The sequence below is a fragment of the Bradyrhizobium cenepequi genome, from assembly GCF_020329485.1.
Taxonomy (GTDB): Bacteria; Pseudomonadota; Alphaproteobacteria; order Rhizobiales; family Xanthobacteraceae; genus Bradyrhizobium; species Bradyrhizobium cenepequi.
In genome coordinates, this window is record NZ_JAGKJI010000002.1 from 274,543 (window position 1) to 293,579 (window position 19,037).

Sequence of the window (19,037 nt, forward strand, 5' to 3'; positions counted from 1 at the left end):
CACCTCGATACCGGCGCTTGCGTGCGGGCCGTCATGTCGTGGCTTTGGCGATCATCGGAATGGCCGGCGCTTGGGGCGGGACTGAAGCTGCTCTTGCGCAGAACCCGCCACCGGCGGCGCCGCAGCGGGCGGTGAAGCCGAAGGCGCCCGCCGCTGCGCCGGCGGCTGCCGCGGCGGCCCAGCCGGCTGCTCCGGCGCCACATACCGGGGCGCCACATACCGGGGCGGCGGCATCGGCCGGCGAGCTGGTGGCGCGGGTTGGCGGGCGTGATGTCTCCTCGTCGGAAATCCGCACCTTCCTGGCGGCCGTCGGACCCGATCAGCGCGCTGCGCTTGCCCGCGATCCCGCGCTTCTCAACCAGACACTCCGCGCGATGTTTGCCAGGCAGCTCATCCTCAAGGAAGCCGCAGACAAGAAGTGGCAGGAGCAACCGGCCATCGCCGCTCAGCTCGCCAAGCTGCGCGAGGAGGCCATCGTCGAGACCTATCTGCAGTCGGTGTCGGCGCCGCCGGAGAATTATCCGGATGAAGCTGAAATCCAGAAGGCCTATGACGCCAACAAGGGCGCGCTGGTCATGCCGCGCCGCTTTCATCTCGCCCAGATCTATGTCGCGCTCGCGGAAGGATCGGACAGTGCCGCCGAAGAGAAGGCCAAGGCGAAGGTCGCGGACATCCAGGCCAAGCTGAAGCAGCCGAAGGCGGACTTCGCCCAGATCGCCAAGGATACCACCGACCAGCGCGATCTCGCGGACAAGGGCGGCGATCTCGGCTGGCTGCCCGAACCGCAGCTCGTTCCCGAGATCAAGACCCGCGTGATGGGAATGACGGTCAACGCCGTGAGCGAGCCGATCAAGCTTGCCGACGGGTATCACATCGTCAAGCTGATCGAGACCAAGCCATCCGAAACCATGGCACTTGCCGACGTGCGCGACACCCTGGTCCAGCGCCTGCGGGCGCAGCGCGCCGAGCTCAACCGCCGCGCCTATGTTGCGCGGGTGCTCGAACAGAATCCGCCTGCGGTCAACGAGATCGCACTGTCCCGCATCGCCGGCGAGCTGACGCAGTCGGCCGGCGCTGCCCGCTAACCGCGTTCGGCACGGAAGCGATGGCGTCAAAATCCCCGATCGTGAACGGCCATCCCGGCAGGCTGCGGCGTCTGCTGCGCTCCTTTGGCCTCGTGGCGCTTGGCGTTACCGCCGCCCGCGCGCCGGCTGTGGCGCAGACCACCGACTACAAGGCCGCGTCCGAGGCGCCCGCGGCTTGGCGTGACTATGCGTCGCGGCTGCAGGGCGCCTTTCAGCAGCAGATCGAGGCCGACGGCGACATGTCGCAGTGGCTTGTTAACTTCGCGGCGGGGCGGGAGAAGGAGAACAAGCCGCTGACGTTCGTCGTGAGCGCTTCGATCCTGCCGGATGGCAGGATGGATCGGATCACATTCGACAGCAGCATGGATCCCGAGCTTGGCGGCCGGCTGCGTCCGCTGCTTGCCTCCGCCAATGCCGGCACGCCGCCTCCCGACATGCTTCAGCCGCTGCGTCTTCGCCTGCGGCTTCGATCCACAGAGTGAGCGAGGCGGGGCGTGCGGGGGCAGCGGGGGAAGAGACTGTTACGCGGATGGTCGTTTGCGCTGGCGACCGGCGTCGGCCTGCTGCTGACAAGCACTTTCGCATTCGCCGATACCTTGCCCGCGGCGCCGGAGGAATCTCCTGCTACCGAGTCGGCAAGCGAGCCTGCAAAGGACGCAGCGCCAGCCAAGGACGCTGCGCCGGCCGAAGCACCGGCAGCCATCGAACGGCGATGGCGCGAGAATGCCAAGGTCGGATTGCCCCCGACGCGAGGTGTTACGACCTCGAGCGCGCAGCCCCGCTCCCGCTATCGCGATCTGATCGAGAAGGAAACCGCCGGCACGGGCCTCGCGCCCGAGATCGCGGAAGCCGTGATGGGCGTGGAGAGCGGCTACAATGCTGGCGCGATCGGCGGCGTCGGCGAAATCGGATTGATGCAGGTCCTGCCCTCGACCGCGCGGATGCTCGGCTTCACCGGCACCAGTGCCGAACTCGCCATGCCCGAGACCAACATCCATTACGGCGTGACCTACCTCGCGCAGGCGTGGCGGCTCGCCCGCGGCGATCTCTGCACCGCCGTGATGAAATACCGCGCCGGCCATGGCGAGACGCGCTTCTCCCATCTGTCGGTGAGCTACTGTCTTGCAGTGCGCTCGCGGCTGATGGCGCGCGGCTTCCAGGTCACCGGCAGCGTTCCCGTCGCCACCTTCGGCGAGCCGGCCCGTGGCGGTGGCGGCGGTGGATGCAAGCGCAGATGCATGGCCGGCCTGGGCGGCGCGAATGTCGATTACGCCAAGCTGAACGCGAGTTTGAACGCGCTGGTGGTTCAGGTGCGTGGCGGAAAATAAGCGCGACGATGCCAGGTCGGGAGCGACTGACGATCCTTCTCCCTCTCCCCGTTCTTACGGTGAGAGGGTTGGGGTGAGGGCTCTATCCGCGAATTCGGTGACAGAAGCGTTCGCGGAGGCTCCCCCTCACCCGAAATTCAAGCGATGCTTGAATTTCGACCTCTCCCCGCACGCGGGCGAGGTAAAGCCGAGCGGTTGCTCGATTCAAGTCGTCACGCCTGCGCAGTTAGCGAGTCGCGTGATGCGGCCTGAACAGCCGGCCTCTTTCCGTCGCCAGCACCACCGCCAGCGCCGCCAGCGCGCAGAGGAAGAAGCCGGTCGAGAACGGCAGCAGCGTGCCGTCGTAGCCCTGCCCGATCACCATGCCGATGCCGATGGCGAGCAGCGTGGTGATCGATCCGTACAGCGATGAGGCGGTGCCGGCGATATGGCCCTGCGGCTCCATCGCCAGTGCGGTGAAGTTGGCGATCATCAGCCCGAAGGTGAACATCATCAACGCTGCCAGCAGCATCATCAGAGGCAGCGGCAGCATCTGCAGCTTCGCCGCCACCAGCATCGCCGCGGCAACGAGGACGAAGCCGACCAGCGCGCCGTGGGAGATCACGCGCATGCCGAGCCGTCCGACAAAGCGGGAGTTGAGGAAGCCTGCGATCGCGACGCCCGCGGCGATCGAAGCGAACGCCAGCGGAAAATAATGTCCGAGCCGATAGATGTCCGTGAAGAGCTGCTGCGAGGTGAACACGAAGGCGAACAGCGCACCCTGCACGCCGCCGGCCGCAAGCGCATAGCCCAGCGTCTGGCGGTTGGTGAGCGTCTGCCGGAAGGCGTCGAGCACGTCGCGGATCGCGAGCGACTTCCGCATTTCCGCCGGCAGCGTCTCCGGCATGCGCAGCGCGCTCCACATCAGCGCGATCACGCCGTACAGCATCAGCGCTACGAAAATGCCGCGCCATTCCGTTAGCAGCAGCACCGCCTGGCCGAGCGATGGCGCGACCACGGGCACCGCGATGAACACCATCATCGCGAGCGACATCACGCTCGCCATCCGCCTTCCGGCGTAGCAGTCGCGCACGACCGAGGTGGCGATCACGCGCGTTGCCGACGTGCCGAGGCCCTGCAGCGCGCGCGCCAACAGCAGCGTCTCGAAGGAAGGCGCAGCGATCGCAAGCAGGCTCGCGACGCCATAGACGGCCATGCCGCCGAGCAGCACCGGGCGGCGGCCGAAGCGATCCGATAACGGGCCCATCACGAACTGCCCGACGCCGAAGCCGAGCAGGAAGATCGATAGCACCATCTGCGGATGGTTGACGTCGGCAATCTGGAATGCGGCGCCGATGCTCGGCAGCGCCGGCAGCATCATGTCCATCGCCAGCGGGTTCAGCGCCATGATCGATGCGATCACAATGACAAATTCGGGGAAGCCCATTGGGCGGTGGCCTGACGATACCCAGGCCTCGGCATTGATTTCAGACACGTAGCAACCTCTTGGAGAGGCGCAATCTAGCGATGGTGCTGCGATGCACAATCCCGCGTTTCGGAATAGGGCTCCGGCGGTTCCGGACTGGTTAGGCAACGCGGCGCCATTTTAGGCAGTCAGAGAGGGAGCGCAGCATCCGTTGCGGACGCAACTTAACCTGATCTCAATACACATCAGGATGCCGGTTTCCGCACTCTGCCCGGATGCAACTCAGTCAAGACGCAAGCGACGTTCGCCAAAGGCGTAGAGCTGCCGCCAGAGCAGGCGATTGAACAGCGTCACCACCTCATCCTTCGAGACGCCGCTTCGCGGCTCCTCAGGATGAGGGACTAGCAGAATCGTCGGGCGGGTAGAACGAAACCCATCATCGCGCAGCTTGCTCCACCGCGATGGGTTTCACTCTACTATCATACAGCCTCGCGGAGGCTGCGCGGCACTTTGAAAGCGTTCTAATTGCTTCGGCAACGATTGAGAGGCAGATAGGTTGTTTCGCCCGCCGGCTCCAGGCAAAGGACGTGACGCAGATCTATCATCGCATCTTTGATCAGTTCCGTGTCTTCGACTCCGAGGGTGCATCAAGGGAGGATGACTTCGCGGAGGCCGCGCGATGGCTTGAATCTCCCGGCTGCCTGTTCCAGCGAAACAATTTCATCCTTGATCGCATGATACGCGGCGAAGGCGTGATCAAGGCCGGCCTGTTCGTCACCATCGTATTGAAGGGCTCAGGACAGGGCGGGCCGCATCGCGATATGACGCGGTTCCGTTACTCGGAAAATTCGATCGTCGTGATGGCCTTGCGAAAGCCTCTGCTGTGGACCGGCGAGACGTGCAGTGGCGCCCGCATGTTCGCCGCGGGCCTTGCCTTTCCCAAGGCATCGATCGACCGCCTCGGTCTGCAACACGAGTTCTTCGAACTGTTTTCTTCGGCCGAAGCCGATGAATTCGTGATCACGCTGAAGGCGCCGCCACGCATTCTTGCGATGGCGACGGAAATGCTGTCTCCGACGCTCGACGGGCGCGCAGGGGAACTGCTGCTGTCCGCGCATGCAATGGAGATCCTCGCGCGCGTCATATCGATCGCGGGCAAGCGCGCGAGCATGGAGATGGCTGGCGACCACAAGCAGCGGCGCTTGTGCGCGATCCGCAATGCGATCGATGCGGATCTCCGGCGTCCGTGGAAAGTCTCCCAACTGGCGCGAGAGGCCGGCATCAGCCGCCGCTCCTTCAACACCCACTTCCGACGGGCGTTTGGCGTCAGCGCTTCCGAATACTTACGGACCCGTCGGCTCGAATCGGCGCGCGATGCGATCATCGAGCAGGGCATATCGATCAACGAGGCGGCCTATCTCGCGGGCTACGGCAACCCTGCCAATTTCGCAACCGCGTTTCGCAAGCACTTCGGATACGCCCCCAGTCGCTGCCGTCTGCCAACGAATTAGAATAAGAATAATTCTACGTAATAGGCCGACTGGTTGCGACGCGCACCAATATAGCGGGAGCGCGTGCCGAGGCGGAATGTCTCTGCGGCCAATCTGGAGGTCGTCGACAACAGATCAAAGAGTTTTTGCGCAATCGCAAAGGCGTGAGCGTTGAAATTCTTGCACTCAGTCCCCTCAGTTAGCGGGCGCTCCGCGACGGGGGATCAAGCGATGGAATTCAAGCGAAAGAGCGAGTGGGGACTCGCCCTTATGACGATTTGTGGTGTCGCCATGGTGGCGTTCACGGACGCGCCGGCATTGGCGCAGAGCCCGTCCGGCGCCGAGCAGCCGAGATCGAACAGCGAGCTGCCGCCGGTCACGGTCGATGCCCCGCGCCAGCAACGCACTCGTGTGGCCCCGGTGCGATCGACGCGAGCCGCACGATCCGGCCGCAACGTCGCGCGGCGGTCGCCGGCGCCAGTGACGCAGGAAGCCGCCGCGCCGGCCGGAGTGGCGGGCCGCTCGACCGGTGAAAGGGGCACTGGTCCGGTGGTCGGCTATCTCGCCACGCAAAGCGTGACCGCGACCAAGACCGACACGCCGCTGCTGGAGACACCGCAGTCGATTTCGATCGTCACCCAGGACCAGATCCAGGCGCAAGGCGCCCAGAACATCACCGAAGCCTTGCGCTACACGCCGGGTGTGACAGTGCAGAGCTTTGGAGCCAACGCGTTCTTCGACTCCTTTAAGCTCAGGGGCTTCGATGCGCCGAAATATCTGGATGGTCTGCGACTGCCGCAGGATCAAACGACCTTCGCCATCCCGCGGATCGAGACCTACGGGTTGGAGCGGATCGAGGTGCTGAAGGGGCCGTCGTCGGTGGTCTATGGCCAGTCGGACCCGGGCGGTCTGCTCAACCTTGTCAGCAAGCGGCCGACGGCGACGCCGCAATATACGATCGAGGGTACGTTCGGCTCGTTCGAGCGCTTCCAGGGCGCGTTCGACCTTGGCGGTCCGATCGACAAGAATGGCGAGTTCCTGTACCGCATCGTCGGGCTCGCACGTGACAGCAACAGCCAGACCGACTTCGTGCAGGACAATAAGCTGTTCATCGCGCCGAGCTTCACCTGGAGTCCGACGGTGGACACCAGCTTCACGCTGCTCTCGCAATATCAGAAGGCGGACAACAGGGGCTACCAGCAATACGTCACCGGCCAGGTGTCGTTCCTGCCCAATCCGAACGGACACATTCCGTATAGCCGCTACCTCGGCGTGCCCGGGGCTGACGGCTATAGTCTCGAGCAATTCATGCTCGGCTATGCCTTCGAGCACCGCTTCGACAACAACCTGCAGTTCCGCCAGAATCTGCGCTACACCGATGTCACCAACGATCTCTCGTCGGTTCGCACCGAAGGCATGGCAAGCGACCGTCTCGTCAATCGCACCTATAATTACGTGAAGGCAAGCTCGGCCAACATTGCCGTCGACAACCAGCTGCAAGCGGATTTCCTCACCGGGCCGCTCGCCCACAAGGTGCTATTGGGCTTCGACTACTTCAATCTCTGGTCCAACACCGACTATCGATCGGCCGGCATCGCTCCGATCGATGCCTACGCTCCGATATATAATACCGCGGTTCCGTCCTTCGCATCGCTGGCGCCGTTCATCCTGCGCGACGACAAGCTGAGCCAGGCCGGTCTCTATCTGCAGGACCAGATCAAGCTCGATCGCTGGACGCTGACGGTCAGCGGCCGCAATGACTGGGCCCACACGGAATTCACCAGTGGCGCATTCTTTCCCCCCGCCGGAAGCTATTCTCGCGACGACCGGGCGCAGACGGGGCGCGTTGGCCTCAATTATCTCTTCGATTTCGGCCTGTCGCCCTATGTGAGCTATGCGACGTCGTTCACGCCCAACCTTGGCGCGGATCTCGCCGGCAACTCGTTCAAGCCGACGACTGGTGACGGGACTGAAGCCGGCGTCAAGTTCATGCCGAACGGATCGAACCTGATGCTGACGGCGGCCGTGTTCGAGATCAACCAGCAGGACATCCTCACAGCGAGCCCGATCAATCCGCTGTTCAACGTGCAGACCGACGCGGTGCGCGTTCGCGGCTTCGAGTTTGAAGCGAAAGGCAACATCACCCGCGAACTGGAGATCGTCGGCGGCTACAGCCATCTCGATCCGAAGGTCACTTCAAGCATTGCCGGATATGCCGGCAAGTACATGATGAACACGGCCCAGGACCAGGCCTCGCTCTGGGCAAAGTACACCTGGTACGATGGTCCGGTTGCGGGTCTCGGACTCGGGTTCGGCGTGCGCTATGTCGGTGAGACCTACGGGGACAGCTTCAACACCTTCGTCATCCCATCCTACACGCTGTTCGATGCCGCAGTGAGCTACGATTTCGGCTATCTGCGGCCGGACTTGAAGGGATTGAAGGCGCAGGTCAATGTGACCAACCTGACCGACCATTTCTATGTGGCATCGTGCTTGACCGGCTTGCCCTATTGTGGATTGGGAAATGCGCGTACGGTGCTCGGCACGTTGAAATATAGCTGGAACTAGGAAGGCAAAGTGACGGCAGCGACCAGGTCTCTTCGGCGGTGGGGTTTCGTCCACAAGTGGACGAGCCTCATTTGCACGGTGTTCATGCTGCTCCTGTGCATCACGGGGTTGCCGCTGATCTTTCATGAGGAGATCGACGACGTCCTGCACAGTCAGGTGAAGGCAGCGGAGGTGGCGCCGGACACGCCACTTGCCGATCTCGATCATCTGCTCGCCAATGCGCTTGCCAACGCGCCGGGGCAGGTGCCTCATTTCCTGGTCTGGGATCGTGACGACCCGAACGCCATGTTCGTCAGCGTCGGGCCGTCGATCACATCAGATCCGTCCAAGAACCTGTTGATCCGGATGGACGCGCACACGGGTGCCTATCTGGACGCACCCGATGTCACCGGCCGTTTCACTTACATTATGTTCAAGCTGCACGTCGATATGTTCGCCGGGCTGCCGGGCAAGCTCTTCCTTGGCCTCATGGGCATCCTGTTTTGCGTCGCCATCATCTCGGGCATCGTCGTCTATGCTCCATCGATGCGGAAGCTGAGCTTCGGCACCTACCGCGCGGGGCGGAGGCGGGTGGTGCGCTGGCTGGATGTCCACAATCTCGCAGGAATCCTGCTGGTCGCGTGGACGCTGGTGGTCGGCTTCACCGGCGTCATCAACACATGGGCCGACCTGGTCCTGAAGATGTGGCAGTATGGTCAGCTTGCCGAGATGACCGCGCAATATCGAGACCGCTCGCCGCCGACGAGGCTGACGTCGGTCAATGCTGCGGTCGAGGTGGCGGCCCGCACGGTGCCGGGGATGACGCCAGGCTTCGTCGCGTTCCCCGGCTCGATCTTCAGCAGCAAGAGCCACTATGCCGTATTCCTGCGCGGCAACACGCCGCTCACCTCGCGCCTCTTGAAGCCAGCCCTGATCGACGCCGAGACCGGCGCGCTCACCGACAGCCGCGACATGCCCTGGTATGTCTCGACGCTGTTCGTCTCCCAGCCGCTGCATTTCGGCGACTATGGCGGAATGCCGCTCAAGATCCTCTGGGCGGTGCTCGACGTGCTCACGATCATCATCCTCGTCACCGGCATCTATTTGTGGGTACGGCGGCGAAAGGCAGGGGTGAGCGTCGACCGCGTGATCGCGCGCTCCTCCGGCATCGAAAGTCCCGCATTGTCGTCCTGATGCCGTCGCGCAAGTCCATGCATCGTACGCTTTCGCAGATCTTTATCGCGCCCCTGCTGGTTGCGATCGTCAGCACGCTCGGCCTCGTCGGCGCGCTCGTGGGAGACGGCTGGTGGGACACCGTCTCATGGGTGACGCTGGCTGTTCCGGTCGTTCTCTACGCGCTGTTCATCTGGGGGCGAAAGCCGAATTGAGCTGCCGGCGCTTCAGACGATCTGCGTCGCCATGACCGACAATTTCATCGCTGCGGCGAGTACCTGCATGGCCTGGCTGACATCGGCGCGGTTGCGCGCCGCTCCAAGCGAGACGCGGATCCCGCGCGGCGGCGTATCGATGACGGCGAACGCATCTTCGCCGACAACGGCAAGCCCGTGCCGCAGCAGATGCGAGAGCAGGTCCATCCGATTCCAGGATGGCGGTACCTCCAGCCAAAGGTGATGGCTGGCGGGACGGGATGCGAAAGTAATACCCTTCAGGATGCGGCTCGCCAGTTGCTGTCGTCCCTTGGCCTCGTTGCGTACCGCCTCGATGATCTCGTCGGCGATACCGTTTCGGATCCAATGGGTGAGGAGCGCGACCATCAAGGGTGGCGACATCTGCATCGTCGCCTGCAATCCGCTACGCATGGTCTGTGCGGCGGTGGCATGGGGCGCCGCCAGATAGGCGACGCGTAATCCCGGCGCGATGCATTTCGACGTGCTGGCGACGAAATAGGTCCGCTCGGGGATCAGGTTCGCGATCGGGGAAACCGATGGCTCGAGCAGACCATAGGCGTCGTCCTCGATCAGGAAGGTCCCGGCATGACGGATGATTTCGGCGACGGCCTTGCGCCGCACCGGGCCCGCCGTTGCTGTCGTCGGGTTCTGCTGTGTCGGCACCAGATAGACGGCCTTCGGCTTGTGCTTGCGGCATGCATCCTTGAGCGCATCGGGGCGCACACCTTGCTCGTCCATGGGCAAGCCGATCAGCCGAACGCCCAATCGGGCAGCCGCCGTCTTCAGGCCGGGATAGGTGAGAGCCTCCGTCAGGACCACATCACCGGGCGAGGTCAGGGCGAGGAGCGCGTTGAACACGATGGCTTGCGATCCCGGAAAGATCACAAGACACTCGGCATTCGCATCCATCACACGATGGCGCAGCCAATTGGTGGCCGTCTCCAATTCGAGATCGCTGCCGCCTGGTCTTGAATAGGTCAGGAATGCGCTGAAGCCGCTTTCCCGGCGAATGGTGTCCAACCCCTGCGCGATCCGAAGATCCAGATTGGCTTCCACCGGTTGAGGCGGAAGGTTCATCGAAAGATCGATAGTGACTTGCGAAGGAACGTGCGATGGCGAACGGACCGTGGTCTCCGAGACGAACGTTCCCTGGCCGACCCTTGCATCCAGCAGCCCGCGCCGGCGCGCTTCGCCGTAGGCGCGGGTGACGGTGGTGAGATCGATGCCGAGTTCAGTCGCGAGCGCACGGTGTGTTGGCAGTCGCTGTCCGCGAACAAGCCGGCCGCCCTCGATGTCGGCGGCCAGCGCATCGACGATGCGCATGAACAGGGGGCCTTGCCATTCGGAAAGTGTAGGGGCCCAATCCATACAATAAGCCTAGTTGTCTTTGATTGTATCCATACATTCTCGTACTGTATGGACATGCCTCACGTCAAGGAATTCAGCCATGACACAGCCAGTTTCGCTTGCCCAAGCCGCGTGGCGGGGCTTCACCATGCGATGCCCCAATTGCGGGAAGGGTCACCTTTTCCGCCGCTTCCTGAAGGTCGTGGATCATTGCGAGGTTTGCGGCGAGGACTACACGCCGCAGCGTGCCGATGACTTTCCCGCTTATCTCGTCATCGTCGTCGTCGGACACGTGATCGTGCCGGCCCTGCTCGCCGTCGAGATGGCTTACGCGCCGCCAGCATGGCTGCAACTCGCGATATGGCTGCCATTGACGCTGTTCTCGTCGCTCGCGCTGCTCCAGCCGACGAAAGGCGCGATCGTCGGCCTGCAGTGGCAAACGGGAATGCATGATTTCGCGGAATCGAAGAACCGCAGGTCCACCAGTTCCACGAAATCCACCCAGTGCACTCAGTCCACCAACAGCACCTCGCTGAAGAGCCGTGCACTGATCTGAGTTCTGCTAGAGCATTTTCGGTTCTGATTGAATCAGAACCGAAGCTCTAGACTCTTGTTTTGACGCGTTTTCTTCACGCGAACCGGTATCCACTTCGCTCGAAAACGCTCTAGGAACTGGCTGTCCGAGCAAAGAAGTTCCGTGAACCATCTTCACACAGTGAGCCGCACTCGGATCGTGTTGGCGACCGGCGCGGCCATCGTGCTGACAACTTGAAGATTCATTCTGCCCAATCGGAAGCGGGCACACGTCCATACGTGACGTGACCGGCGGCGGGTAGCTTATGACTTGTTGAAAGCAGGTCTATTCGCTCACCAAACAGAACCATCTTGCCCCGCACGCGTTGGCTTGTTGCGTCGCACAGGCGCCGTAATTTGCCTCAAACAATCGAGATATAATCAGTTCTTGGGCCGAACCTGGGAACCTCGCTGAACGAAGGGGCCTCATTGGATTCTTACGTCACCGACCGAGTGGACGCGTGGGCCCAGACCGACTGGTGGCGGCGCGCGGTCCGCTGTCCCCGCTGTGCGGCCCCGCTGCGCGAGATCGACGCGCGGCCGTTCTGTTCCAATGCGACGTGTGAGTACGCCGGAAGCGGGTTTCCGGTCGTCGAGGACCAGCCGGTCCTGATCGATTTCGCCACCAGCGTCTTCGATCGCGGAATGTATCGCGGCGGCAATGGTTCAATCTTTCATCGCGATGTGTCGCGTCGCTCGATCAGCTCGCGCCTCCATCAACTCACCTTCGGCGGCAATCAGGTGGCACAATCGAATTGTGCGCGCTTCATCGAGCTCCTGAAGCAGGAATCCGAACGGCCGGTCGTGCTCGTCATCGGCGGGGGTGCGGTTGGCGACGGCGCCGACGAACTCTACACGGATGACTCGCTCGAGTTGATCGGGACCGACGTCTACGCCTCGCCCTACACCCTGCTGGTGGCCGACGCGCACCGGCTGCCGTTCGAGGATGGCGTGTTTGACGGCGTCTGGGTCCAGGCCGTGCTCGAACATGTGCTGGAGCCTACCGCCGTCGTCAGCGAGATACATCGCGTGCTCCGGCGCAGAGGCCTCGTCTATGCCGAGACGCCGTTCATGCAGCAAGTGCATGAGCGCGGCTATGATTTCTCGCGTTTCACGCGCAGCGGCCACCGCTGGCTGTTCAGGCAGTTCTCGGAAATCCGCGCGGGCCGCGTCGGTGGTGCAGGCGTCGCTCTGGTATGGTCGATCCGCTACTTCGCCCGTGCGCTCGGCGCCGGCGACAAGCTGTCGCGCCTGGTCGCGCTGCCGTTCTTCTGGATCCGCCTGCTCGATCCGTTGACGCGCGGCCGCGCAGGATCGGATGCGGCGAGCGGCTTCTTCTTCCTCGGGCGCCGGGCGGAGCGCCCGATCGATCCGCACGTCATGCCGCAATATTACGACGCACAGAAATGATGCTCGGCGTCTTCGGCCTTCAGGTGAGGCCTTTGATCTTCTTGCAAGGTGTCGCCGAGGTCGAGGAAAGCTGCACGATGTCGACGACGGATTTTATCGCCAGCATCTCCTTGCGGGTGAGGAAGCGCAGCGTCGCGCTCGGATAGGCATTGCAGAATTGCGAAAGCGTCGCTGCCGTGGCGGGAATGGTGTCCTGCTTGGGAACGACCGCGATGCCGCCGTCCTTGAGGACGTAGGCGTCCTTTACATTCGTCATGTTGCTCGCCGCCAGGCAAATCTTGAACAGATCGTTGTAGGACTGGGGCGGCATCTTCAGATCGCCGCCAAGGCTGCCCAGCAGATATTCGCGGCTTCGACGGCAATTGTCGGCGTCAGCGCGCGCTGCGCCGGTTGCGAGCACAAGCAGGGTCGCGGCGAGGGCGATCCGTCTCATGCCGTCACGACCTCCGCTTGGGGCGCAGGCCCCTCGTTCCGCGCCAGTCCGTAGGTCGCGGCAGCGCACCGCTCCCAGGACAATGAGCGCGCGTGAGCAGATGCGCCCGCGGCAAGGGTCGCACGCAATGCGTCATTCTCGGCGAACCTGGCAATCGCGGCGGAGATGCTATCGATATCGGGCGGAACAAGGATGCCGCTCTGGTCCGGCAGCACCGCATCAGGAACGCCGCCGACGGCCGTCGCAACGCTGGGCACGCCGCCGGCGCCCGCCTCGAGATAGACCAATCCAAATCCTTCGACCCGACCGGAGGAATCCGGAAGCCCTGTCAGGCAGAACAGGTCAGCGGCGCCATAGATGTCGCGGATTTCCTCGTTCGGCAGCGGGCCAAGCAGGCGAACATCGCAATTCGCCGTTCCGATCCGGCGCTGGAGCTCGTTGACATACTCGGCCTCGCCGTTCGGGCCGATCACGAGCCAGGTGATGCGCTGGCGCAGCCGCTCGGGGAGACGCGCCAGTGCCGCGAGCGTCAGATGATGCCCCTTGCGGTGGGTGATCCGTGCGACGGTGACCATCACCAGACGTTCCGGCGCCAGCCCAAGGCCGCCGCGGATGTCCGCGCGATCCCGGCGCTCTCCGAACCAGAAGTCCGAAACGCCGAGACTGATCGCGCTGATCTGGCCCGCATCGACGGAAAACCGTTCGCAGAACAAATCCCTGGTGTAGCGGCTGTTGGCGATGATCTCGGTCCGCGGTCCGAACACGCCGGCGCTTCGGATCGCCAGCCGCTTCAGCGGAGTCTGGGTCTCGTTGATCTCGGTGCCATGCACCGTCATCAGCAGGCGTGCCGGCGTCTGCCAGCGTGACAACGCGACGGGAATGAAGAACGGCCAATCGGCCGCATGGATCACATCGTAGCGGCGGTCGCGAACCTTGTTGCGGGCCAGCATCATTTTCGCCGGCAGGTCCTTCATTGAATGCAGGCGGCCGGAAAAGCGGGTCACTTCGAACGGCAGCACGCGATCGCGGCCTGCATTGTCCTGTCCATAGTCCGGCGCCACCAGGGTGACGCGCGCGCCGAGCCGCGCCGCGGCGGCGGCGATCTCTCCTGCATAGGTGCCGATCCCGCCCATGGCGGGAGCGAACTCACTGGTCAGCAGCAGGATATCCACGTCGATGCCTCAAGAGGCGATGGCGGCGGCGAAGCCGCGGGCGTCCTGAATTTCCTGATGATAGCGATAGACGCGCGCCAGTTGCGTGGCCGGCGTGAAGTCCTGGATCGCATCGGCGACCTGCTGGCGTGTGATCCTGCCGCCGTCGATCGCATCGCGGACATCAATGAAGCGCTGCGCGAGAGTCTCAGCCATGTCGTCGCGGCTGCCGTCGCGCGTCACGAGATAACCGCTCTGGCCGTCATGGATGACGGACTCGAGCTGCGGCAGATGCATCGCGACCACGGGACGGCCGACCGCGAGCGTCTCCAGCACGCAGCGCGGCATGCCCTCGAACTCGGAGGTGAGAATCCCCGCATGCGCCCCTGCCAGCGTCTTCGCCATGCCCATGGCATCCTTGAAGCCGTGGCGAATGGTGATGTCCTCGATCGCGGCAAACTCGCTGAAGCGATGCGGATCGCTGGTGCCGATATAGTGAAAACGGATCGCGCCGTTCAGCCGCTGGCGTAATCGCTCGATAGTGCGGAACATCAGCGGCGGGTCCTTGAATTCGTCGAGCCTGCCGGCGAACACGATCTGGAATGGCGAAATGCGTTCAGGGAATGGCTGCGGCTGGAAGATGTCGGTGTTGACCCAGGTCCACAGCGTATCGATCTTCTCTTTGCTGCGCGGATAGGTTTTCTGCATCCGCTCGGTGATGAACGGATTAACGCAGAGGAATTTCTCGCTCATCGTCACCGCGAACCGTTCGCCGGTATTGTGAACGAAGGAATATTTCCGAAGCAGCGAATCCATCTGCAGCTTCGGTGCGCCCTCGCCATGCAGCATCTGCACGAAGGGGAGACGCAGGATAGCCGGCAGCCAGGAGAACTCCACTCGTCGCAGGTCGATCGAGCAGCGCCGCGACCGTACCAGCCGTGCGATCTGGCCAAAATGGTGTAGCAGCGCCATGAAGAATTGACCGGTCAGGGAAGAACGAATGGTGCGCGCGGCTTCACGCGCCTGAGCATCGCTGTAGCGCAGGATCGGAAGGAAATCGAAAGTGCGGCCGCGAAACGTGACCCGGTGCACTTCGCCGAGCGCGAGGTCGCCGATCGAATCCACGCCGACGAATAGAATGTCGGTGTTGTCAGGATGGAAGGTGATGAAGTCGCGGATATAGGTCTCGAGCCCGCCGACCTTCTGGCCGCGCGGGTCGAACGGATGGATCAAGCAGATCTGATAGCGTGGCCGAACGCGGCTTGCATTGCGGGCGCGCAGCGCCAGTGTCACGGTCGAGGTCATGCGGTCTTCCGGATTCGTGCGTTGATGATCTGGGGCAGGGTTCGCGCAACGAGTCCCGGAACGGCGGCCATACAGCGGGCATAGCGCGGTCCGAGCCGGCTCGGATTGCTCAGCATGCGCCAGGCCCATTCGAGTCCGGCCTTCTGGGTAACCGATGGTGCGCGCTTCTGCGCCCCGGCGATGAAATCGAGCGCGGCGCCGATGCACAACACGCCGGTGCCATCGAGTTCGTCGAGGCAGCGTGCGGCAAATACTTCCTGACGCGGCGCTCCGAGCGCAACGAAACAGAGCCTTGCACCGGAGTCGCGGATCAGTTCGATCGCATGGTCGGCTTCGGCCGAATAAGGATCGAAGTTGCGACCTGGCGCGTACCAGCCCACGACTTGCAGGCCGCGGAACCGTTCCGACAAACGTTGCGCCGTGACCTTCAGTGTCGCGTCATTCGATCCGAGCAGAAATACAGGAAGGCCTTTCTTCCGTGCTTCTTCGCAGAGCGGTTCCACAAGGTCGGCGCCGGTGGTCCGCTCGATATGCGTGCCAAGCAAACGCGACAGCACCACGATCGGGAACCCGTCGGCCGTCACAAATTTGGCGCGGCGATAAGCCGCCCGGAAGTCGGGCCGATGTTGCAGTTGAACGACGTGATCGAGATTCAACGTGCACACGCTGAAGTTCTCACCTTGCTCCGCGGCCGATACGATCGAGTTCACGGCTTCGGGAAGTGAGCCAATGTTGATGGCGATGCCATCAACATTGAGATTGGATGTCGCAGGCTGCGTCTGTATTTCCGGCATGTCGATCTCCAGGTGACAGAGGAGCCGAGGTGCGCGCTGACGGAAGTCGTCGGCATGCTCAATGCTTGTGCGAACAGGGAACTCGCATCTCGAAGACTCTTCCTCGACGAGCGGCGTCACGAAATAGAACTATTGCGTCGCAACGATGGCGATGCCGCTGTGCAGAAGTGACTCAGCGCAACGAATGCATTCACTTGATGGAGAGCAGCCATGCAGATGTCGCGACGAAGTGCACTCGCCATTCTCGCAGGAACGAGCTTCGCCGCGCGTGCAGGAGTTTCAACTGCGGCGCCGACGCAAAGTCAGAGTCTCGGTGCGATCGCTGCACAACATGGATTCGCATTTGGCGCTGCTGCTGGTCCCGTCATCGACAAGGACGGTGCCTATCGCCAGCTCTACACGACGCAGACGCGCATCATCACGACCGACATTGCGATGAAAATGGGCACGATCGCGCCACAACCTGGCCCCAAACGTTTCGAGAGCGCCGATCGTCTGCTGCAATTTTGTGCGAGCAACCGCATCCCGATGCGCGGCCACTGTTTGATCTGGAACGATTGGGTTCCGCAGTGGATCAAGAACATGAGCAACGCGGAGCGTCAGGCGTTTTTCGATTCCTACATAGAGGAAGTGGTGAGCCGCTATGTCGGCAAGCTGCATTCATGGGACGTGGTCAACGAGCCGTTCTGGCCGGGCCATAAGGCGCCGGGCGGCTACAGGCTCGGCCCATGGTATGACGCGTTCGGCGGAACCGGCTACATCCGCCGCGCTTACGAACGCGCGGCCATGGTCGACAAGAAAACGAAATTCGTTCTCAACGAAGCGCAGACCGAGCGCGATGACGAGGTGGGACACATCGTGCGTCGCGGATTGCTGCAGCTTGTCGATGAATTGAAGCAGGCCGGTGTGCCGCTTGCGGCCGTCGGCCTACAAGGCCATTTGCAGCCGCGCTATCCGCATGATCCGGGACGGTTTGCGGAGTTCCTGCACGAGCTCGCATCACGCGGCGTGGAGATCTACATCACCGAATTCGACGTCCGCGATGACACGTTCCCGGACGACATCGCCACCCGTGACGCGATGATCGCCGAAACCGGCGAGAAATTCCTCACCAATGTCTTGCGGGTGCCGGCGGTCAAGATGGTGATCGCCTGGGAGCTCGCGGACAATTATTCCTTCTATACGGACGCCGCCAAGAAGAAGGATCCGTTGGCGCAACGGCTGCCGCGGCCGCTGCCTTACGATTCATCGATGCAACGAAAGCCGCTGTGGTTCGCAATCGCGCGCGCGTTCGAGAATGCAAAGAAGGCGTAACAGAACTGTCATGCGCCGGAATGTTGCGGGCGTGCCCGCAACATCTTTAGCAGTGACGGCGCGTACAACAGCGCCAGCGCTGTAAGATAGACCACCGCGCCCGCTGCGATGTGCGCAGCGAGCATGGCGGCGCTTCCCGCCTCCGGGAACTCGCGCAGCAGCGCCGCCATCGCGACGGTCGCCACCGCGATGCGCGCGAGATGTGAAAACGGCAGGGTCAGCCCGAACAGCGAGAAGCCGATGCTGAAACTCGTGGCGGCTGCGGCCGTCGCGGCGAGAACTGTGGCGCCGGCCGCGCCGGCAAGTCCCCAGTAGCGCAGGCCGACCACGCTCAGGATCACCGTCATGGTGGCGTCGATGGCGGAGATCGCCATCATCCAGCGCGTGCGGTTGTGCAGCAGGAAGACCTGGTCGCCGAAATGAGCACGAAGGTTACGGATTGCGCCGGCGAGCGTGGCGAGCGGCAGCACGCTCAGAGTCGCGTCTTGAAACGGCACCGCGATCAGGAGATGCACAATCTCGAACCGCAGCATGAAGATGCCGGTCAGGCTTGGCGCGAGGATCGCGACCAGAAGAGCTGTGTTATCGGCAAGCTGCCGCATCGCCGCCTTGCTGCCGCTTTGTTCCATGCTCTTGACTGCGAGCGGAAAGGCGGCGGCTGTCACCAGCATGGCGGCAACCGCGGCGGCGCGCTGTCCGAGTCCGTAACCAACGGCGAACAGACCAGCGGCGGCCACGCCCGACATTTCGTTGATGATGAAGCGCGAGGCATTGAGCCCGACCCAGCCAAGTCCGCCGCCGATGATCAGGGGAACGCCGTAATGCAGGGCGTGCGCAACGATCTCGCGATCGACCGGCCAAAGGCGTCGGCCGTGGGCCATCTTGGGCAGCACGACCAGCGCGGCGGCGAGTTGGGCGATGGCGTAGCCCGCCAGCGGCCATTCGGCGGACTGGCCGAACAGTTTGATCATCACAAGGCCCACGGCGAAACCGACCGCGGGCCCGACCACCTGCTGGATCGTATAGACCCAGATCTGCTGCTGGGCGCGGGCGCGCTCGCCGATATATAGGTTGAGCGAACGCGTGACCACGTAGGCGATGGCGGCAAGCAGCATGCCGAAGTGCGCGTCGGGGGAAATGACGAGGCGCAGCACGACGACGACGACGAGGCTCTGCAGCAGGACCGACGCCAGCAGCACCGCATTTTCAGTGCGGTAGAAGCGCGGTGCCTCGCCATCCCGATAGCGGCCGGAAAAGCGCAGTGCGTATTGCGACCACCAGGCAAGGAAGGCGATCTGCAGAAATTCGTGCGTGGCGGTAACCAGTGTGATGATGCCCAGCGTGTGATCGTTGACCACATGGGTCCACACGATCATAGCGATCAGCTGGAACAGCGGTCCGACGAACTGCGCAGGAAGATAGAGCAGGGTGTGGCGCAGCAGCATC

The 19,037-nt window shown here is 63.0% G+C and carries 17 protein-coding genes; 10 read left to right on the plus strand and 7 right to left on the minus strand.

The features are described 5' to 3' along the window. Positions 1–59: 59 nt before the first annotated feature. From J6497_RS04625 to J6497_RS04635, 3 genes are read left to right on the plus strand one after another with little or no spacing between them, the layout of a single operon-like run. Positions 60–1,085, plus strand: a complete 1,026-nt coding sequence (locus J6497_RS04625; protein ID WP_225703038.1) for a peptidylprolyl isomerase — start codon at positions 60–62, stop codon at positions 1,083–1,085. A gap of 20 nt (positions 1,086–1,105) precedes the next feature. Beyond that, complete coding sequence (locus J6497_RS04630) at positions 1,106–1,567, plus strand: hypothetical protein (RefSeq protein ID WP_225703039.1); 462 nt, start codon at positions 1,106–1,108, stop codon at positions 1,565–1,567. Between the two features lie 12 nt (positions 1,568–1,579). After that, entirely contained in the window at positions 1,580–2,413 is an 834-nt protein-coding gene (locus tag J6497_RS04635) for a lytic transglycosylase domain-containing protein (RefSeq protein WP_376708164.1), read from the plus strand. 226 nt (positions 2,414–2,639) lie between these two features. On the opposite strand, the gene J6497_RS04640 is transcribed toward J6497_RS04635, so the two are convergent. Further along, a complete protein-coding gene (locus tag J6497_RS04640; protein ID WP_225703040.1) occupies positions 2,640–3,887 on the minus strand; it encodes a multidrug effflux MFS transporter in 1,248 nt (415 codons plus the stop codon). Positions 3,888–4,405: 518 nt separating this feature from the next. On the opposite strand from J6497_RS04640, the gene J6497_RS41495 reads away from it, so the two are divergent. From J6497_RS41495 to J6497_RS04660, 4 genes are all read left to right on the plus strand, one after another. Further along, positions 4,406–5,329: a helix-turn-helix transcriptional regulator gene (locus J6497_RS41495; protein ID WP_225703041.1), complete on the plus strand. Its 924-nt coding sequence runs from the start codon at positions 4,406–4,408 to the stop codon at positions 5,327–5,329. 210 nt (positions 5,330–5,539) lie between these two features. Then, positions 5,540–7,876 (plus strand): TonB-dependent siderophore receptor, encoded by a 2,337-nt coding sequence (locus J6497_RS04650; protein WP_225703042.1) that lies wholly within the window; start codon positions 5,540–5,542, stop codon positions 7,874–7,876. A 9-nt stretch (positions 7,877–7,885) separates the two neighbouring features. Next, positions 7,886–9,049 carry a PepSY-associated TM helix domain-containing protein gene (locus J6497_RS04655; protein ID WP_225703043.1) on the plus strand — a complete coding sequence of 388 codons (1,164 nt, stop codon included), beginning with the start codon at positions 7,886–7,888 and terminating at the stop codon, positions 9,047–9,049. A gap of 17 nt (positions 9,050–9,066) precedes the next feature. Beyond that, positions 9,067–9,243, plus strand: coding sequence for a hypothetical protein (locus J6497_RS04660; protein WP_225703044.1), 177 nt, complete (start codon positions 9,067–9,069; stop codon positions 9,241–9,243). A gap of 12 nt (positions 9,244–9,255) precedes the next feature. Here the strand turns inward: J6497_RS04660 and J6497_RS04665 are convergent, their stop codons facing one another. After that, positions 9,256–10,632 carry an aminotransferase-like domain-containing protein gene (locus J6497_RS04665; RefSeq protein ID WP_225703045.1) on the minus strand — a complete coding sequence of 459 codons (1,377 nt, stop codon included), beginning with the start codon at positions 10,630–10,632 and terminating at the stop codon, positions 9,256–9,258. A gap of 79 nt (positions 10,633–10,711) precedes the next feature. Here J6497_RS04665 and J6497_RS04670 point away from each other — a divergent pair, with 79 nt between their 5' ends. Then, positions 10,712–11,167 (plus strand): DUF983 domain-containing protein, encoded by a 456-nt coding sequence (locus tag J6497_RS04670; RefSeq protein WP_225703046.1) that lies wholly within the window; start codon positions 10,712–10,714, stop codon positions 11,165–11,167. A gap of 446 nt (positions 11,168–11,613) precedes the next feature. Beyond that, positions 11,614–12,594 (plus strand): class I SAM-dependent methyltransferase, encoded by a 981-nt coding sequence (locus J6497_RS04675; RefSeq protein WP_225703047.1) that lies wholly within the window; start codon positions 11,614–11,616, stop codon positions 12,592–12,594. A gap of 19 nt (positions 12,595–12,613) precedes the next feature. On the opposite strand, the gene J6497_RS04680 is transcribed toward J6497_RS04675, so the two are convergent. From J6497_RS04680 to J6497_RS04695, 4 genes are read right to left on the minus strand one after another with little or no spacing between them, the layout of a single operon-like run. After that, the gene (locus J6497_RS04680) at positions 12,614–13,027 is read right to left on the minus strand and encodes a hypothetical protein (protein ID WP_225703048.1); all 414 of its coding nucleotides are present in this window, start codon (positions 13,025–13,027) and stop codon (positions 12,614–12,616) included. Then, positions 13,024–14,199 (minus strand): glycosyltransferase family 4 protein, encoded by a 1,176-nt coding sequence (locus J6497_RS04685; RefSeq protein ID WP_225703049.1) that lies wholly within the window; start codon positions 14,197–14,199, stop codon positions 13,024–13,026. The genes J6497_RS04680 and J6497_RS04685 overlap by 4 nt, the downstream gene beginning before the upstream one ends. A 9-nt stretch (positions 14,200–14,208) precedes the next feature. Beyond that, a complete protein-coding gene (locus tag J6497_RS04690; RefSeq protein WP_225703050.1) occupies positions 14,209–15,483 on the minus strand; it encodes a glycosyltransferase in 1,275 nt (424 codons plus the stop codon). Continuing rightward, entirely contained in the window at positions 15,480–16,277 is a 798-nt protein-coding gene (locus tag J6497_RS04695; protein ID WP_225703051.1) for a WecB/TagA/CpsF family glycosyltransferase, read from the minus strand. The genes J6497_RS04690 and J6497_RS04695 overlap by 4 nt, the downstream gene beginning before the upstream one ends. A 210-nt stretch (positions 16,278–16,487) precedes the next feature. Between J6497_RS04695 and J6497_RS04700 the strand changes: the two genes are divergently transcribed. Beyond that, positions 16,488–17,591, plus strand: coding sequence for an endo-1,4-beta-xylanase (locus J6497_RS04700; protein WP_225703052.1), 1,104 nt, complete (start codon positions 16,488–16,490; stop codon positions 17,589–17,591). 8 nt (positions 17,592–17,599) lie between these two features. On the opposite strand, the gene J6497_RS04705 is transcribed toward J6497_RS04700, so the two are convergent. Then, positions 17,600–19,036, minus strand: coding sequence for a lipopolysaccharide biosynthesis protein (locus tag J6497_RS04705; protein ID WP_225703053.1), 1,437 nt, complete (start codon positions 19,034–19,036; stop codon positions 17,600–17,602). Position 19,037 lies beyond the last annotated feature (1 nt).

Excerpts from the sequence above, each read along its gene's own strand:
- J6497_RS04700 (WP_225703052.1), top strand. The coding sequence starts at position 16,488 with ATGCAGATGTCGCGACGAAGTGCACTCGCCATTCTCGCAGGAACGAGC.
- J6497_RS04665 (WP_225703045.1), bottom strand. The coding sequence starts at position 10,632 with ATGGATTGGGCCCCTACACTTTCCGAATGGCAAGGCCCCCTGTTCATG.
- J6497_RS04630 (WP_225703039.1), top strand. The coding sequence starts at position 1,106 with ATGGCGTCAAAATCCCCGATCGTGAACGGCCATCCCGGCAGGCTGCGG.
- J6497_RS04625 (WP_225703038.1), top strand. The coding sequence starts at position 60 with ATGGCCGGCGCTTGGGGCGGGACTGAAGCTGCTCTTGCGCAGAACCCG.
- J6497_RS04660 (WP_225703044.1), top strand. The coding sequence starts at position 9,067 with ATGCATCGTACGCTTTCGCAGATCTTTATCGCGCCCCTGCTGGTTGCG.
- J6497_RS04690 (WP_225703050.1), bottom strand. The coding sequence starts at position 15,483 with ATGACCTCGACCGTGACACTGGCGCTGCGCGCCCGCAATGCAAGCCGC.
- J6497_RS04650 (WP_225703042.1), top strand. The coding sequence starts at position 5,540 with ATGGAATTCAAGCGAAAGAGCGAGTGGGGACTCGCCCTTATGACGATT.
- J6497_RS04670 (WP_225703046.1), top strand. The coding sequence starts at position 10,712 with ATGACACAGCCAGTTTCGCTTGCCCAAGCCGCGTGGCGGGGCTTCACC.
- J6497_RS04680 (WP_225703048.1), bottom strand. The coding sequence starts at position 13,027 with ATGAGACGGATCGCCCTCGCCGCGACCCTGCTTGTGCTCGCAACCGGC.
- J6497_RS04695 (WP_225703051.1), bottom strand. The coding sequence starts at position 16,277 with ATGCCGGAAATACAGACGCAGCCTGCGACATCCAATCTCAATGTTGAT.
- J6497_RS04705 (WP_225703053.1), bottom strand. The coding sequence starts at position 19,036 with ATGCTGCTGCGCCACACCCTGCTCTATCTTCCTGCGCAGTTCGTCGGA.